Source organism: Streptomyces sp. SCA2-17 (assembly GCF_044336695.1).
In genome coordinates this window covers 4,212,374-4,227,494 of record NZ_CP117521.1, presented here as the reverse complement: position 1 = coordinate 4,227,494, position 15,121 = coordinate 4,212,374, and the positions used below count along the sequence as shown (strand labels likewise).

Here is a 15,121-nt window from a genome sequence, read left to right as displayed (position 1 = left end):
GGCTCGCCCGTGGCGCGACGGACGGTTGTCCGTCGCGCCACCGGAAGGGGTGAACAGAGGTGACTTTCCCGGAGATGGGGCGTTGCCCCGCGCTATGCGGGGGCTTCGGCCGCTTCGAGCCGCGGGACGGCCGCGAGCAGGCCCCGGGTGTACGGGTGCGCGGGCTGCTCGTAGACGGTGTCGGCCGGTCCCTCCTCCACGATCCGGCCGCCGCGCATGACGACGAGCCGGTCGCTGACCTGCCGTACGACGGCGAGGTCGTGGGCGATGAAGACGAGCGCGAGCCCCAGGTCGCGCTGCAACTCGCCGAGCAGCCGCACGACCTGTGCCTGGGTGGTGACGTCCAGGGCGGAGACGGGCTCGTCGCAGACGATCAGCTTCGGCTCGGGCGCGAGGGCCCGCGCGATGCCGATGCGCTGCCGCTGGCCGCCGCTGAACTCGTGCGGGTAGCGGTGGTAGGAGGCCGGGTCGAGGCCCACGCGCTCCAGCAGCTCCCGCACGCGCGCCACGATCGCGGCGTCGTCCAGCTTCCCGGCGGCGCGCAGCGGGTCGGCGATCGACTCGCCGATGCTGCGGCGGGGGTTGAGGGAGGAGACGGGGTCCTGGAAGACCATCTGGAGCTCGCTGCGGAAGGCGCGCAGCTCGCGCTCCTTCAGGCCGCCGATGTCGCGTCCGCGGTAGCTCAGCCGGCCGCCGGTGGGCTCCAGCAGGCGTACCAGCATCCGCCCGAGCGTGGTCTTGCCGCTGCCGGACTCGCCGACGACGCCGACGGTCTCGCCGGCGCGCACGGTGAGGGAGACTCCGTCCACGGCGGTCACCGCGCGCTTGCCGCGTCCGAACTCCCGCCGCAGGCCGGTTGCTTCCAGGAGGACGGATGCTTCCGGCGGGGCGGACGTCTCCGGCGAGGCGGAGGCGTCACGTCCGGGCTGGTGCACTCCGTCCGTACGGGTCTGCCTCCGGACGTTTACGCGCGGGACGGCCGCCAACAGATCGCGGGTGTAGTCCTCGCGCGGCGCGTGGAGCACGTCGCGGACAGGTCCGTGCTCGACGGCCCGCCCGTCCTTCATCACCAGCAGTTCGTCGACGCTGCCGGTGGCCACGCCCAGGTCGTGGGTGACCAGGATCAGGCCCATGCCGGTCTCCGCGCGCAGGTCGCGCAGCAGGCCGAGGATCTGGTCCTGGACGGTGACGTCGAGGGCGGTGGTCGGCTCGTCCGCGACGAGCAGCCGCGGCCGGCAGGAGAGGGCCATGGCGATGAGGGCGCGCTGGCGCATGCCGCCGCTGAACTCGTGCGGGCGGGAGCGGGCACGGCGGGCCGCGTCGGGGATGCCCACGCGGTCCAGCACCTCCACCGCGCGGGCCCGGGCCTCCCGGCGGGAGGCGCCGCGGTGGTGGACGCGGTAGACCTCGGCGATCTGGTCGCCGACGGCCAGGTACGGGTCGAGGGAGGAGAGCGGGTCCTGGAAGACCATGGCGGCGACGCCGCCGCGCAGCCGCCGCAGGGCGGCGTCGTCGGCGGCCTGCACGTCGTGCCCGGCGACGGTCACCGATCCGGTGACGTCGGCGCCGGTGTCCCGGTGCAGCCCCAGCAGCGCGTAGGCGGCCGTGGACTTGCCGGAGCCGGACTCGCCGACGATGCCGAGGGACCCGCCCGGCGGGACGGTGAAGGACAGGCCGTCGACGGCCCGTACGGGGCTGCCGCCGGGCCCGGCCGGGAAGGCGACGGAGAGGCCGGAGACGGCCACCAGGGGCCCGGCCGCGGCGGATCCGGGCGCGCTCCGGGCGTCCGCCGGTGCGGTGCTCGTGCGGGGTGCGGTCATCGCAGGGCCACCCTTCGGTCCGCGGCGGCGTAGAGCACGTCCGCCACGATGTTGGCGAGGACGACGGCGGTGCCGGTGACCATGACCACGGCGACGACCACGGGCAGGTCGAGGGTCGTGGTGGCGTGCACCAGCAGCGCCCCGATCCCCGGCAGGCCGAACATCATCTCGGTGAGGACCGCGCCGCCGAACATCGACCCGAAGTCGGCGGCCGACAGGGAGACCACGGGGGCGACGGCGCCGCGCAGGGCGTGCCGCGTGACGAGCTTGCGCTCGGCGACGCCGTAGGCACGGAAGGTGCGGATGTGGTCCTCGGCCAGCGTCTCCAGCAGGGAACTGCGCGTGAGCCGGGCGTACTTCGCGGATTCGAACAGCCCGAGTGCGGCCCAGGGCAGCAGCATGTTCCAGGCCCACTGCTCGGGGTCGTCGGTGAGCGGCACGTAGGACGGGAAGGGCAGCCAGGCCAGGTAGGCGCAGAACAGCATCAGCAGGGCGAGGCCGCTGATGAAGACGGGGGTGGCGGTCCCGGCGAGGGTGAGCCAGGTGAGCACCCGCTCGGTCACGCCGCCGCGGCGCAGCGCGGAGAGCAGGCCGGTGACGGTGCCCAGCAGCAGGCTGACGGCCATGGCGCCGACCGCGAGCGAGGCGGTGGCGGGCAGCCGCTCGATCAGCATGTCGGTGACCTGCTGGTTGTTCTGGTACGACAATCCGAAGCACGGTGCGTCGCAGTGGAGCACACCGGTGCCAGTGGAGTAGTCGTGCCCGGCGACGATGCCCTGGAGGAAGTGCCAGTACTGGACGTACACGGGGTCGCCGAGGGAGAGCTGGGCGCGGACCTGGGCGATCTGCTCGGGGTTGCAGCGCGGGCCGCAGGCCAGGCGGGCGGGGTCGCCGGGCGCGATGTAGAAGGTCGCGTAGACGACGACCGAGAGGACGAGGAGGACGGCGAGCGCGCCTGCGGCGCGCCGCAGGAGGTATCCGGTCATGCCGCGCCTCCCGCGCCGCTCGTGCGCGCCTTGCGCCGGTTGCGGCCGACGCGCAGCCGGGACGCCTCGCGCGGGTCGAGCGCCGTGCGCACCCCGTCGCCGAGGACGGTGAAGGCGAGCGTGGTGACGAACAGCATGAGCGCCGGCAGCAGCACGTACATGGGGTCCGCGCGGAACCACGTGGTGGCCGTCGAGAGCATGTGGCCCCAGGAGGGGGTCGGGGGCTTCACGCCGACTCCGAGGAAGGACATGCTCGCTTCGAGCACGATGTTGGTGGGCAGCAGGACGGCCGCGTAGGTGATCACGGGGGCGGCGAGCGAGGGCAGCAGCTCGCGCCGGGCGACGCGCCACGACGAGGCTCCGGTCAGCCGGGCGGCGGAGACGTAGTCGAGCTTCTTGAGGCTCAGGGCCTGGGCGCGCACGAGGCGGGCCATCCCGCCCCACTGGAGCAGGCCGATGGAGATGGCGAGCAGCAGGGGGCGCGGGAAGTCCGCGGGAGCTACGGCCATCGTGGCGATGGCGAAGACGAGCAGGGGCATGGCCACCATCACGTCGGTGACGTGGGTGAGCAGGCTTTCCACAAGGCGGTTGCCGAGCGCGGCCGCGAGGCCGATGCCGACGCCGATGAGGATCTGGACGGCGGTCGCGCCGAGGGCGACGAGCAGCGAGACCCGGGCGCCGTAGACGAGGCGGACGAACAGGTCGCGTCCGGTGCCCGGTTCGACGCCGAGCCAGTGCTCGGCGCTGACGCCGCCGAAGTCGCCGAAGGGGACGCCGCCGCGCGCGGAGTCGACGAGCGCGTCGTGGTACGTGTTCGGGTCCTGTCCCTCGATCGCCGCCAGGAGGGGCGCGGCGAGGGCCAGGAGGACGAGCAGGCCCAGCACGGCGGCGGCCGCGAGCGCGGACTTGCGCGCTCTCAGCCGCCGCAGGACCTGCCGGGCGCCGGAGGCGGGAGCGGCTCCCGCCTCCGGTTCCGCGGTGGTGAGCAGATCGGTGGCGGACGTCGTCACTTGACCGCGACCTGCGAGACGTCGAGGACACCGGTCCAGTTGCTGATGACGACGTTCTTGACGTCCTTGCCGAAGAGCCGCTTGTAGACGGGGTTGAACAGCGGCACGGTCAGGGCCTGCTCGCCGATCCTCTTGTCGAGGGCGCCCCAGCGCTGCGCGGCCGCGTCATGGTCGGTGATCTTGTTGATGGCGTCGATCTCGTCGTTGACCTTGGGGTCGTCGAGGCGGCCGGTGTTGAAGTTGGCACCGTCCTTCACGATCTGCCGGCCGTCGAAGACCGGTGCGAGGAAGGGGCCGCCGGAGGGCCAGTCGGCACCCCAGTGGGCGATGAAGAGGCCGGGCTGCTTCTCGAAGCTGTGGATCTTCTCGTCGTAGTCGTTGTCCTCCAGCCCCTCCAGCTTCACGGTGATCCCGGCCTCCTTGAGCGCGGCCTGGACGGCGGTCGCGATCTCGGGGCTGGTCTCGCGGTTCTGGGCGGTGGAGTGGGTGAGGGTGATCTCCAGGCCGTTCTCGTGACCGGCCTCCTTCAGGAGCTCCTTGGCCTTGGCCGGGTCGCCCTTGTCACCCGCCGGGAAGTGGTCGTAGGGCGTGTAGCCCAGCGGCTTCTGGCGGGGCAGGAAGGTCGTCGTGGGCTCGGCGAGCGAGGAGCCGCCCGCGGCGTTGACGACGCTCGTGCGGTTGATCGCGTACGAGATCGCCTGCCGGACCTTCGGGTCGTCGAAGGGCTTCACCGCGGGGTTGAACGCCAGGTACGAGGTCTGGCCGAAGTGGCCGGTGCCGACCCGGGCGGCGAGGTTCTTGTCGCCGGTGACCTGGGCGAGTTCGGCCGGGCCGAGGTTGGTGTCGGTGGTGACCGCGGCGGCGTCGGGGCCGGAGCCGGTCGACAGGCGCTGGTTGATGACCGCGGCGGACAGGCCCGACCTGACCTCGATCCGGTCGGGGTAGGCGTGCCGCTCCTTGTCCGTCTCCTCGGACCAGTGGGGGTTGCGCTCCAGCGTCATCTGCTCGCCGTCGCCCGCGTTCTTGACGACCTTGTACGGGCCGGAGGAGACGGGGTGCTCGGCGTACTTCGCGCCGGTGTCCTTGGCCTTGGGCACGGGGGCGAACTGGGTGGAGGCGGCGAAGTAGGGGAAGTCGCCTTCGGACTTCTTCAGCTTGAAGACGATGGTCTTCGCGTCGGGCGTCTCGATGGAGTCGAGGCCCTTCTTCTCCTTGTACGGGCCCTGGTACGTGTCGCCGCCGATGAGCCAGTCGCGCAAGTAGGGGGCGCCGCCGGAGAGTTCGGCGGCGAAGGAGCGCTCGACGCCGTACTTGATGTCGGCGGAGGTGATGGGCGAGCCGTCCTCGTACGTGAGGCCGTCCTGGAGCTTGTACGTCCAGGTCTTGGCGTCGTCGCTGGGCGTGCCGGTGTCCGTGGCGAGGTCGGGGACGACCTTGGTGCCCTCGGCGCCGTTCCCGCGGTGGCGGGTGGTGAGGGTGCGGTAGACGAGCGAGGGGATGTTGCCGCCGCCGGAGGTGTAGAGGCGGGCCGGGTCGAACTGCTTCTGCGGCGCGCCGTTGAGCACCGTGAGCGTGCCGCCCTTCTTGGGCGCGCCCTCGGCACCGCCGCCCTTGGCGTCGCCGCCCTCCTTCGGGCCGCACGCTGCCGCGCCCCCGAGCAGGACCACGCTGACGGCGGCGGCCGCCACACGGCGGGATATGACGGACATGTGAGGCATGGCAGGTGAGGCCTTTCGCGGGAATGCGACGGTGAGCCGAAGGAGGGGCGAACCGAGGAAACGGGGAGCAGGAAGCACCCGCGGAAGGCGGTGGACACGAGCGCGGGGAGCGCGGAACCGCCCCCGGCGGACGCGACGCTGCGGGGCAGCGCGGGACGGCGCGAGGGGAAGGGCGGTCTCAGCGACAGTGGATGTCGGCGACGCTGTGCGCGGCCACGCCGATCAGCGCCAGCACGAAGGCGGCGTTCTCGGAGGCGTGGCGGTACGACATGCGCAGAAGACTGAACGAATTTTCGGCCCCTGTCCAAGGTGTCTCACATCCAGAGATGAGACGTCCCGGACAGCGGGACATTGGATCACCGGGACGAAGCCCGGCGGCTCACCGGGCCCCGGGCCGGCGGATCACCGGGCCAGGCCGGTCAGGGGTGCGGCCAGGGGTTCGGCCGGCAGGTGACGCCGTCCGTCGTCAGGAACTTGGTCTGCTGCATCATCACCGGCGCGAGCGCGCCCTCCTTGCCGCACGTCTCGTGGTCGTGCCCGAGGCGGTGGCCGACCTCGTGGTTGATGAGCATCTGCCGGTAGGCGTAGATCTTGTCGCCGTACGTGGGGGCGCCCTGCGCCCACCGGTAGGCGTTGATCATGACGCGGTCGGTCGCGGCGGAGTCGCAGGAGACGTTGTCCTCGGTGGTGTCCAGGCCCGACTTGGCGCACCACACGGCCGTCGTGCCCGGCGTGGCCAGCGTGATGACGAAGTCCGCGTGCCCGGAGGAGACCCGCTCGAACGTACGGGTGCCGCCGTGGCCCCAGCTGCGCTCGTCGTTGAGCGTGCGGTGGACGGCGGTGGCGAAGAGCTCGCCGTCGAGCGGCAGGCCCTTCTCCACGTCGACGCGGTAGCGCAGCACGTCGCCGCGGCCGGGTGCGCTGTCGTGGCCGCCGACGGTTTCGAAGGAGCCGCTGCCCTTGGCCTTCTCGTCCAAGGGGTACTTGCGGTCCATCTTCTGTTCGTACGTGAGCTGCTCGGCGGCGCCGCCGTTGGGCGTGGGGCGGCTGTCCGAGCGGGAGGCGGCGTCCGGTCTCGCGCGCTCGACGTCGGCGGGGCGCGCCTGCGCCTGGGTGTCCGTGCCGTCCTCGACCTGCCCGGCGACGACGACGGCGAGCACGGCCGTCACGACGGCCGCGGCCACGCCGGTGGCCGTCCGCGCCATGCCGCCGCCGGACTTCGGGGAGCCGGTGTCGCGGGAGGTGCCGCGGGATCCGCCGGTGCGGGGGCGGGCGGTGCCCGGCCGGGGCGCGGGCACCCGCGCGGGAGGGGCGGAGGGAGCGGAGGGAGCGGAGGCCGCGGCGGGTGCGGGGTCTTCCGTCAGGACGGGGCCGGCGGCCGGGCCGGAAGCGGAGGGAGCGCCACCGAGCCAGTACGGCGAGGGGGCGGCCTCCTGCTCGGCCGCGTATCCGCCGAGGTAGCCGGCCAGCCGCGCGTCGTCGCCGGGAACGCTCCCCGGGCCGTACGTCCCGGGGTCCGCGCCGTGGACGCGCTGCACACCGATGACGCCCCAGCCGACGCCGACGTCCTGCCGTCTGAAGGCGTCGAACGAGTCGGAGGGATCGTCAGAAGAATCGAAGGACCCTGACGGGCCGTAAGAACCCGGCGGGTCAAAAGACGGGTCAAAAGACGGGTCGAAAGAACCGTGCGGATCGAAGGAACCGGCCGGACTGAAGGAGCCGTGCGGATCGAAGGGGCCCGGGGCCTCGAAAGAGCCTGACCAGCCTGCCGGACCAGAAGTACCTGCCGGGCCGAACGGCCCGCCGAGTGGCTCGCCCTCGCTTTCGCCCTGCGGGGCGGCCGTGGCGTCGTGCCCGGCCGCGCCCGGCCCGCCGCCCGCACCGGAGGCGGCGGGCGCGGCGGGCCGGGAGACGGCGCGGGGGGCGCGTGCGCTGTGCTTACCCACGAGGCGAGGCGCTCCGATCGGCAGTGACGGTGTCCGCTACGAGGTCGCGGAAGGCACGAGCCACCGCGTCCGGGTCCTCCATCATGGCGACATGTCCCGATTCCACCAGCGTCAGCAGCCGCGAGTCGCGGAAAGTCCTGCCGGCACGTCGGGCCATCCGGATGGAGACGAGCTGGTCGCGCATTCCGTAGACCAGAAGAGTAGGGGCAAGGACGCGCTCCGCCTGCCGCCACAGCGAATGCTGGCCCCCAAGGGTGTACGCGTCGACCACTCCCCGTGCGGAGCGGGCCATGGCGTCCCAGAAGTAGGGGAGCTCCAGGCGGCGCTCGTACTCCGCGACGGCCAGGGCGAAGCCCTCGGATGTCACTCGTCCGGGGTCTCCGTAACAGAGCGCGAGGACGTCACGCGTACGGCGCTCGGGTGTCCAGTCCTTCGTCAGCCGTGCGAAGAGGGCCGCCACGCCGGGCAGCGCGAGCAGGGCCGTGGGCGCCGCCGTGCGCTGCGGGCGCAGCTCGGGCAGCGCCGGTGAGACCAGGGTGAGCGTGCGGACCAGGTCCGGGCGGACGGCGGCCACGCGGGTCGCTATGGCGCCGCCCATGGAGTTGCCGATGAGGTGCACGGGGCCGCGGCCGCTCGCGTCGAGGTAGCGGATGACGGCCCGGGCGAAGGCGGTGAGCGAGTAGTCGCCGTCGTCCGGGGGCGGGGAGTCGCCGAAGCCGGGCAGGTCGAGCGCCTCGCAGGCGACGTCGCCGGCGAGCAGCTCCATGAGCGCGGACCAGTTCTGCGAGGAGCCGCCGAGGCCGTGGACGCAGAGCGCGGGCGCGAGCCCGGGCACCCGGGGCGGGCGGGAGCGCACGGCCAGCGTGACCCCGGGCAGGGCCACCGTGCGGACCTCCTCGCCCTCGCTGACGCGCGAGGGCCGACCGGGAGGCACCACGGGGACGGTACGGGCATCCGGCTCGGTCGAAGACATGCGGGCAATGTTACGAGAGGATCACGCCGGGGCCGTTGTGGCGGGGGTCACAGATCACCTGGCGGGGCGAGCCCTTGTCTCCTAGGCTCGACCGCAAGAAGTACGAGGGCGCACTTCCCGGATACCGGAGAGAGGGTCCGCATGCCTGTCGACCCGATCAACCCCGATACGTTCGATGACTTCGACGAGTTCGACGAGGAGGACGCCGACGTGACGGAATACGACGCCGAGGCCCCGGAAGCCGACGCCGTGGAGCAGCACGCCGACCTGACCCAGCACCGCGACGACCCCCTCGCCGTCCTGGACCCGGCCGCCGCGAACGAGGCGGACCTCGCCGAGCAGGCGCGGGTCGTGGAGCTGGACGAGGACGACTACCGCTGACCCCGGGTAACCGCGGCTGACCACGGGGCCGGGGGCAGACCTGCGCCAATTGTCAGGATTTTGTCGACTTCCCACAGCGTCCGGTCCGTGAAATTCTCCGCTCCGACCACGCACGCCCGGGTTACCCAAAAGTACGATGGCGGGCGCGGTGCATACCGTGCAGTGAACAATCTTGGGAGGCGGCGTGACAGCCATCGAGCAGACCGAGGCGCGGCCGCGAGGCACGCGCCTGCCGCGCCGAGCCCGACGCAACCAGCTGCTGGGCGCGGCCCAGGAAGTCTTCGTCGCCCAGGGGTACCACGCCGCGGCGATGGACGACATCGCCGAGCGGGCGGGCGTCAGCAAGCCGGTGCTCTACCAGCACTTCCCGGGCAAGCTGGACCTCTACCTGGCCCTGCTGGACCAGCACTGCGAGAACCTGCTGCACGCGGTGCGCACCGCCCTGGCCTCCACGTCCGACAACAAGCTGCGGGTGGCGGCCACCATGGACGCCTACTTCGCCTACGTCGAGGACGAGGGCGGCGCCTTCCGCCTGGTCTTCGAGTCGGACCTGACCAACGAGCCGGCCGTGCGCGAGCGCGTCGACAAGGTCTCGCTCCAGTGCGCCGAGGCGATCAGCGACGTCATCGCCGAGGACACGGGCCTGTCGAAGGACGAGGCGATGCTGCTGGCCGTGGGCCTGGGCGGCGTCTCACAGGTGGTCGCGCGCTACTGGCTCTCCAGCGAGAGCACGGTGCCCCGCGCCACCGCCGTCCAGCTGCTGACCTCGCTCGCCTGGCGCGGCATCGCGGGCTTCCCGAAGAACGCCCCCGAGCAGCACTGACCCGGACCGTCCCGGGCTAATGTGTGGACATCAACCCACACCTTCGGAGGGACGTAAGCCGTGGAGGTCAAGATCGGCGTGCAGCACGCGCCGCGCGAGATCGTCATCGAGAGCACCCAGAGTGCCGAGGAGGTCGAGCGGGTGATCTCCGACGCGCTGGCCGGCAAGGCACCGCTGCTCAGCCTGGAGGACAGCCGCGGCCGCAAGGTCCTGGTCCCGTCCGAGCGCCTGGCGTACGTGGAGATCGGCGAGCCGGCGGCCCGCAAGGTCGGCTTCGGCGCGCTCTGAGAGCGCTTCCAGCGGCGGGGCCCCGGTGAGGAATTCACCGGGGCCCCGCCGTTGTCGTTACGGATGCACGCCGGGGAGGTTGCCGGAGACCCTCGTGGGGTAGTACGGCTTCGACCGGTTTGCACCCGCCCTTCGCCCCGTACGGGAGGGAAGTGACGATGATCCTCTGGGAAGTGCTCGGCTCGCTTCTCATCGGCCTCGCCGTGTCCTACGGCGCCCTGCACTGGCTGCCCGAGCGGTACGGGCAGTTCCGCTCGCGGCCGCTGACGCTGGCCACCGGTCCCGTCGCGGCGCTCTTCGGCGCCCTGCTCGGCCATTCGGTCCTCGGCCCGGGGCAGACCCCTGCCGTCCTGGCGGTCTCGCTGGGGGTGGCCGTCGCGCTGCTGTCGCTGCTGCTGCGCCAGGGCGACCACCCGGCCCGCCGATCAGCCACGGCCTGAAGGGGCGCGGTGCGGCCCGGGCCGGAGCCCGGGCCGGTGTCTTCAGGCGTACTGCGGTCAGGCCGCGAGGCCCAGCGCGGCCATGCGCTTGGTGTGCGCCTCGGTGATCCGGGAGAACATCTTCCCGACCTCCGCGAGGTCGAAGCCGTCGGCCACGCCGCCCACGAGCATCGTGGAGAGCGCGTCACGGTCGGCGACGACGCGCTGCGCCTGCGAGAGCGCCTCGCCCATCAGCCGGCGCGCCCACAGCGCGAGGCGGCCGCCGACGCGCGGCTCGGCCTCGATCGCGGCGCGCACCTTCTCGACCGCGAACGTGGCGTGACCGGTGTCGTCCAGCACGGTCAGCACCAGGGCGCGGGTGTCGGAGTCCAGGCGGGCCGCCACCTCGCGGTAGAAGTCACTGGCGATCGAGTCGCCCACGTAGGCCTTGACCAGGCCCTCCAGCCAGTCCGAGGGCGCCGTCTGGCGGTGGAACTCGTCCAGGGCGGCCGCGAAGGGCTGCATGGCGCCGGTCGGGTCCACGTCGATCGCGGTCAGCCGGTCGCGCAGCCGCTGGAAGTGGCCGAACTCCGCCGCGGCCATCTTCGCCAGCTCGGCCTTGTCGTCGAGCGACGGCGCCAGCTTGGCGTCCTCGGCGAGCCGCTCGAAGGCGGCCAGCTCGCCGTAGGCGAGCGCGCCCAGCAGGTCCACGACCGCCGCGCGGTACTGCGGGTCGGCGGATGCCTGATCCCAGTCCTGGGCGGCGATCCCGGTGAGCGCCTCGGTGGGCTCGTTGGCGTTCTCAGCGTTGTCGGACGTCTCCATGGAGCGCACAATAGCCCGCTTCGCAACCCGGGGAAGCCCCAGGTCAGCTACTTCATCCGGATCTGTCCCAAGGAATGTCCGGAGGATTGTCCGGACACACATGCGCCTTTCCGGGGTACAGTGGTAATGCGCCTGTCGAGTGTGTCGGCAGGCTGTCCCATGCTGTGTCCTCCGGGGGCATTTTCTCGCCCCAGCCCCTGGGCCCCCAGCGGATGCCCGGTCGGTGGCCCGATCGGCTTCCAAAACCGACCGCCCTCCGCACGGCGCGCACGAGACGTGCGTACCAGGAGGGATCCGCTCGCGGCACGTGTGCTCGAGCGAAGGCAGTGGTCCCGCGCCTTCCGGCGTCCCCAGGCCGGACAGCACCCCGGCGCGGTCCGTACGACCTGTACGACCCCCTTCGCCGCCCAGCGCCGCGTCTCACAGAAGAGGCAAGATCCTGTCCACTCTCTCGAACCCCTCGACCTTCCGAGACCTGGGAATCCTCCCCGAGACGGCCGAAGCGCTCGAAGCCGTCGGCATCGTTCACCCCTTTCCGATCCAGGAGATGACGCTCCCGGTCGCCCTCTCGGGCTCCGACGTCATCGGCCAGGCCAAGACCGGCACCGGCAAGACGCTGGGCTTCGGCCTCCCCCTCCTGGAGCGCGTGGTCGTCCCCGCGGACGTCGAGGCGGGCCGGGCGAAGCCCGAGCAGCTGACCGACTCCGCCCAGGCGCTCATCGTGGTCCCCACCCGTGAGCTGTGCCAGCAGGTCACCAACGACCTCCTGACCGCCGGCAAGGTGCGCAACGTCCGCGTCCAGGCCATCTACGGCGGCCGTGCCTACGAGCCGCAGGTCGAGGCCCTCAAGAAGGGCGTCGACGTCATCGTCGGCACCCCCGGCCGCCTGCTCGACCTCGCCGGCCAGAAGAAGCTCAGCCTCGCGCACGTCAAGGCCCTCGTCCTGGACGAGGCCGACGAGATGCTCGACCTGGGCTTCCTCCCCGACGTCGAGCGCATCATCACGATGCTCCCGGCCAAGCGCCAGACCATGCTCTTCTCGGCCACCATGCCGGGCGCGGTCATCTCCCTCGCGCGGCGCTACATGTCCCAGCCCACGCACATCCGCGCCACCTCGCCGGACGACGAGGGCCAGACCCACGCCAACATCGCGCAGCACATCTTCCGTGCCCACAACATGGACAAGCCGGAGATGGTCGCCCGCATCCTCCAGGCCGAGGGCCGCAACCGCGCGATGATCTTCTGCCGCACGAAGCGGACCGCCGCGGACATCGCCGACCAGCTCCTGCGCCGCGGCTTCGCCTCCGGCGCGGTCCACGGCGACCTCGGCCAGGGCGCCCGCGAGCAGGCGCTGCGCGCCTTCCGCAACGGCAAGGTCGACGTCCTCGTCTGCACCGACGTCGCCGCCCGCGGCATCGACGTCGACGACGTCACCCACGTCATCAACTACCAGGCCCCCGAGGACGAGAAGACCTACCTGCACCGGATCGGCCGCACCGGCCGCGCCGGCAAGTCGGGTACGGCCGTCACCCTCGTCGACTGGGACGACATCCCGCGCTGGAAGCTCATCAACAAGGCGCTGGAGCTCCCCTTCGACGAGCCCGAGGAGACGTACTCCACGTCCCCGCACCTGTACGAGGCGCTCGGCATCCCCGCCGGCACGAAGGGCATACTGCCGCGCTCCGAGCGGACCCTTGCCGGGCTCGCGGCGGAGGAGATCGAGGATCTCGGCGAGACCGGCGGCCGTGGTGGCCGCGGCGGCCGTGACCGCGACCGGGACCGTGGCCCGCGCCAGGAGACCGAGGAGCGCCCGGCCCGGACGCGCACGCCGCGTCAGCGCCGCCGCACCCGTGGCGGGGCCTCGCTCGGCAGCGAGCAGGCCGCGGCCGCGCCGGCGGCTGCTGCGGCCCCCGTCGCCGAGGGTGCTCCTGCTACGCCCGCGAAGCCGCGCCGTCGTCGTCGTACGCGCGGTGGTTCCGGCTCGGCGGCCCCGGTGGCGGCCGTCGCGGCCGAGACCGTGGTGACCGCTGAGCCGGCCGCTCCGGTCGAGGCTGCCGCTCCGGCGCCCGCCGCGGAGGTTCCGGCCCAGCCGCGCCGCCGCCGCACGCGTGCGGCGAAGCCGGAGGCCGCTGCCGCGGTGGTGGCTGCCGAGACGGTGCCCGTCGTCGAGGCGGCTCCGGTCGTCGAGACCGCGCCGGTCGTTCCGGCTCAGGAGCCGGCCGAGGCCGAGGCTCCGGCCAAGCCGGCCCGCCGGACCCGCGCCAAGAAGGCCGCGGCGGCCCCCGCCGAGGCTGTGGTCGACACGGCGGAGGCCGTGGAGGCGAAGCCGAAGCGCACCCGCAAGACGGCTGCGAAGAAGGCTGCGGCGGTCGAGCCGGCCGCCGAGGCCGAGATCGTCGTCGTGGAGAAGCCGAAGCGCACGCGCAAGGCCGCCGCCCCCAAGGCGGAGGCCGTAGAGGCCGAGGCTGCGACCGAGGTCGCGGAGAAGCCGAAGCGGACCCGCAAGACGGCCGCCAAGAAGGCCGTGGCCGCGGTGGAGACCGTCGCCGAGGCCGAGGTCGTGACCGAGGCTGCGGAGAAGCCCAAGCGCACCCGCAAGACCGCCGCCAAGAAGGCCGTGGAAGCGGTCGACACGGCCGAGGCGGCCGAGGCCAAGCCGAAGCGGACCCGTAAGGCTGCCGCCCCCAAGGCGGAGGCCGTGGAGGCCGAAGCTGCGACCGAGGTCGCGGAGAAGCCGAAGCGGACCCGCAAGACGGCCGCCAAGAAGGCCGTGGCCGAGCCCGCGGCAGAGGCCGAGGCGAAGCCGAAGCGCACGCGCAAGGCCGCTGCCGCCAAGACCGAGGCCGTGGAGGCCGAGGTCGCGGAGAAGCCCAAGCGCACCCGCAAGACGGCCGCGAAGAAGGCCGTGGCCACCACGGAGGCCTGACGCCCGGTCTGCTGACGCATGAAGGCCGGTCACCCCACGCTCGTGGGGTGACCGGCCTTCGCCGTCCCGCCGACCGGGCCGGTCCGGCACCGCCCCCGCTGCTCTCAACCCCGCCGCAGCGAACCGTTAGCCTCATGCCATGAGCAGGCCCCCCTTCCTCACGCTGCCCCCGCGTGCCCGCGCCCACCGGCTCTCCACGCCCCGCGGGGACTTCGCGGTGCTCGACGCCCTTCCCGCCGCTCCCCCGCGCGGCACCGTCCTGCTCGTGCCCGGTTTCACCGGCAGCAAGGAGGACTTCATCGCGCTGCTGGAGCCGCTCTCGGCGGCCGGGTACCGGGCCGTGGCCGTGGACGGGCGCGGGCAGTACGAGAGCGGCGGGCCGCGCGACGAGGCGGCGTACGCCCGCGCCGAGTTGGCGCGGGACGTGCTCGCCCAGGCGGCGGCCCTCGGCGGCGGCGTGCACCTGCTGGGGCACTCGCTCGGAGGGCTGATCTGCCGCGCCGCGGTGCTGGCCGACGCCTCCCCGTTCCGGTCGCTGACCCTCATGAGCTGCGGCCCGGCCGCGATCTGCGCACCGCAGCAAGAGCGCACGCGGCGCCTGATCGCGGCGCTCGGCGCGTACGACATGGGCGCGGTGTGGCTGGAGATGCGCAGGGCGGACGGGGAGAGCGCCCCGGCCGCGCCCGTCCCGCCGGAGCTGGACGCGTTCCTCCGCCGGCGCTGGATGGGGACGGTGCCCGAGCAACTGATGGCGACGGGCAGGCAGTTGACGTCGGAGCCGGACCGTACGGCGGAGCTGGCCGCGGTGCCGCTGCCCAAGCACGTCCTGTCGGGGGCCGTGGACTACGCGTGGCCCGTGCCGTCCATGGACGCGATGGCGAAGGAGCTCTCCGCCACCCGTACGGTCATCGAGGGTGCCGAGCACTCGCCCAACGCCGAGCGGCCGGGCCCCACGGCCGAGGCGCTGCTCCGCTTCTGGGAGCTGTCCGACCGGGCCTGAACGTCA

At 72.8% G+C, this 15,121-nt stretch carries 14 protein-coding genes; 6 read left to right on the top strand and 8 right to left on the bottom strand.

Going from position 1 to position 15,121, the window contains the following annotated elements; genetic code table 11:
* Positions 1–92: 92 nt before the first annotated feature.
* From PS271_RS19320 to PS271_RS19290, 7 genes are all read right to left on the bottom strand, one after another.
* Positions 93–1,820, bottom strand: coding sequence for a dipeptide ABC transporter ATP-binding protein (locus tag PS271_RS19320; RefSeq protein ID WP_398383299.1), 1,728 nt, complete (start codon positions 1,818–1,820; stop codon positions 93–95).
* Positions 1,817–2,806 carry an ABC transporter permease gene (locus tag PS271_RS19315; RefSeq protein WP_398383297.1) on the bottom strand — a complete coding sequence of 330 codons (990 nt, stop codon included), beginning with the start codon at positions 2,804–2,806 and terminating at the stop codon, positions 1,817–1,819. Before PS271_RS19315 ends, PS271_RS19320 begins: the two co-directional genes overlap by 4 nt.
* A complete protein-coding gene (locus PS271_RS19310) occupies positions 2,803–3,816 on the bottom strand; it encodes an ABC transporter permease subunit (protein ID WP_398383296.1) in 1,014 nt (337 codons plus the stop codon). The genes PS271_RS19315 and PS271_RS19310 overlap by 4 nt, the downstream gene beginning before the upstream one ends.
* Positions 3,813–5,534, bottom strand: a complete 1,722-nt coding sequence (locus PS271_RS19305) for an ABC transporter substrate-binding protein (RefSeq protein ID WP_398383295.1) — start codon at positions 5,532–5,534, stop codon at positions 3,813–3,815. The genes PS271_RS19310 and PS271_RS19305 overlap by 4 nt, the downstream gene beginning before the upstream one ends.
* Before the next feature lie 178 nt (positions 5,535–5,712).
* Positions 5,713–5,805, bottom strand: coding sequence for an Ms4533A family Cys-rich leader peptide (locus PS271_RS19300; RefSeq protein WP_324197103.1), 93 nt, complete (start codon positions 5,803–5,805; stop codon positions 5,713–5,715).
* Between the two features lie 148 nt (positions 5,806–5,953).
* Positions 5,954–7,480: a DUF3152 domain-containing protein gene (locus tag PS271_RS19295; RefSeq protein ID WP_398383294.1), complete on the bottom strand. Its 1,527-nt coding sequence runs from the start codon at positions 7,478–7,480 to the stop codon at positions 5,954–5,956.
* Positions 7,473–8,453 (bottom strand): alpha/beta fold hydrolase, encoded by a 981-nt coding sequence (locus tag PS271_RS19290; RefSeq protein WP_398383293.1) that lies wholly within the window; start codon positions 8,451–8,453, stop codon positions 7,473–7,475. Before PS271_RS19290 ends, PS271_RS19295 begins: the two co-directional genes overlap by 8 nt.
* A 141-nt stretch (positions 8,454–8,594) precedes the next feature.
* Between PS271_RS19290 and PS271_RS19285 the strand changes: the two genes are divergently transcribed.
* The 4 genes from PS271_RS19285 (at position 8,595) to PS271_RS19270 (ending at position 10,385) form a co-directional block, all read left to right on the top strand.
* Entirely contained in the window at positions 8,595–8,834 is a 240-nt protein-coding gene (locus PS271_RS19285; RefSeq protein WP_398383292.1) for an Rv3202a family protein, read from the top strand.
* 184 nt (positions 8,835–9,018) lie between these two features.
* A complete protein-coding gene (locus PS271_RS19280) occupies positions 9,019–9,657 on the top strand; it encodes a TetR/AcrR family transcriptional regulator (RefSeq protein WP_356290359.1) in 639 nt (212 codons plus the stop codon).
* A 60-nt stretch (positions 9,658–9,717) separates the two neighbouring features.
* A complete protein-coding gene (locus PS271_RS19275) occupies positions 9,718–9,945 on the top strand; it encodes a DUF3107 domain-containing protein (protein WP_106682111.1) in 228 nt (75 codons plus the stop codon).
* 158 nt (positions 9,946–10,103) lie between these two features.
* The gene (locus PS271_RS19270; RefSeq protein ID WP_398383290.1) at positions 10,104–10,385 is read left to right on the top strand and encodes a hypothetical protein; all 282 of its coding nucleotides are present in this window, start codon (positions 10,104–10,106) and stop codon (positions 10,383–10,385) included.
* 57 nt (positions 10,386–10,442) lie between these two features.
* On the opposite strand, the gene PS271_RS19265 is transcribed toward PS271_RS19270, so the two are convergent.
* A complete protein-coding gene (locus tag PS271_RS19265) occupies positions 10,443–11,189 on the bottom strand; it encodes a ferritin-like fold-containing protein (RefSeq protein ID WP_398383289.1) in 747 nt (248 codons plus the stop codon).
* 547 nt (positions 11,190–11,736) lie between these two features.
* On the opposite strand from PS271_RS19265, the gene PS271_RS19260 reads away from it, so the two are divergent.
* Complete coding sequence (locus PS271_RS19260) at positions 11,737–14,115, top strand: DEAD/DEAH box helicase (RefSeq protein WP_398383287.1); 2,379 nt, start codon at positions 11,737–11,739, stop codon at positions 14,113–14,115.
* 139 nt (positions 14,116–14,254) lie between these two features.
* Positions 14,255–15,115: an alpha/beta fold hydrolase gene (locus PS271_RS19255; protein ID WP_398383286.1), complete on the top strand. Its 861-nt coding sequence runs from the start codon at positions 14,255–14,257 to the stop codon at positions 15,113–15,115.
* Positions 15,116–15,121 lie beyond the last annotated feature (6 nt).

Coding starts and splice junctions, on each gene's coding strand:
- PS271_RS19320 (WP_398383299.1), bottom strand. CDS start 1,820: ATGACCGCACCCCGCACGAGCACCGCACCGGCGGACGCCCGGAGCGCG.
- PS271_RS19315 (WP_398383297.1), bottom strand. CDS start 2,806: ATGACCGGATACCTCCTGCGGCGCGCCGCAGGCGCGCTCGCCGTCCTC.
- PS271_RS19305 (WP_398383295.1), bottom strand. CDS start 5,534: ATGCCTCACATGTCCGTCATATCCCGCCGTGTGGCGGCCGCCGCCGTC.
- PS271_RS19300 (WP_324197103.1), bottom strand. CDS start 5,805: ATGTCGTACCGCCACGCCTCCGAGAACGCCGCCTTCGTGCTGGCGCTG.
- PS271_RS19290 (WP_398383293.1), bottom strand. CDS start 8,453: ATGTCTTCGACCGAGCCGGATGCCCGTACCGTCCCCGTGGTGCCTCCC.
- PS271_RS19285 (WP_398383292.1), top strand. CDS start 8,595: ATGCCTGTCGACCCGATCAACCCCGATACGTTCGATGACTTCGACGAG.
- PS271_RS19270 (WP_398383290.1), top strand. CDS start 10,104: ATGATCCTCTGGGAAGTGCTCGGCTCGCTTCTCATCGGCCTCGCCGTG.
- PS271_RS19265 (WP_398383289.1), bottom strand. CDS start 11,189: ATGGAGACGTCCGACAACGCTGAGAACGCCAACGAGCCCACCGAGGCG.
- PS271_RS19260 (WP_398383287.1), top strand. CDS start 11,737: ATGACGCTCCCGGTCGCCCTCTCGGGCTCCGACGTCATCGGCCAGGCC.
- PS271_RS19255 (WP_398383286.1), top strand. CDS start 14,255: ATGAGCAGGCCCCCCTTCCTCACGCTGCCCCCGCGTGCCCGCGCCCAC.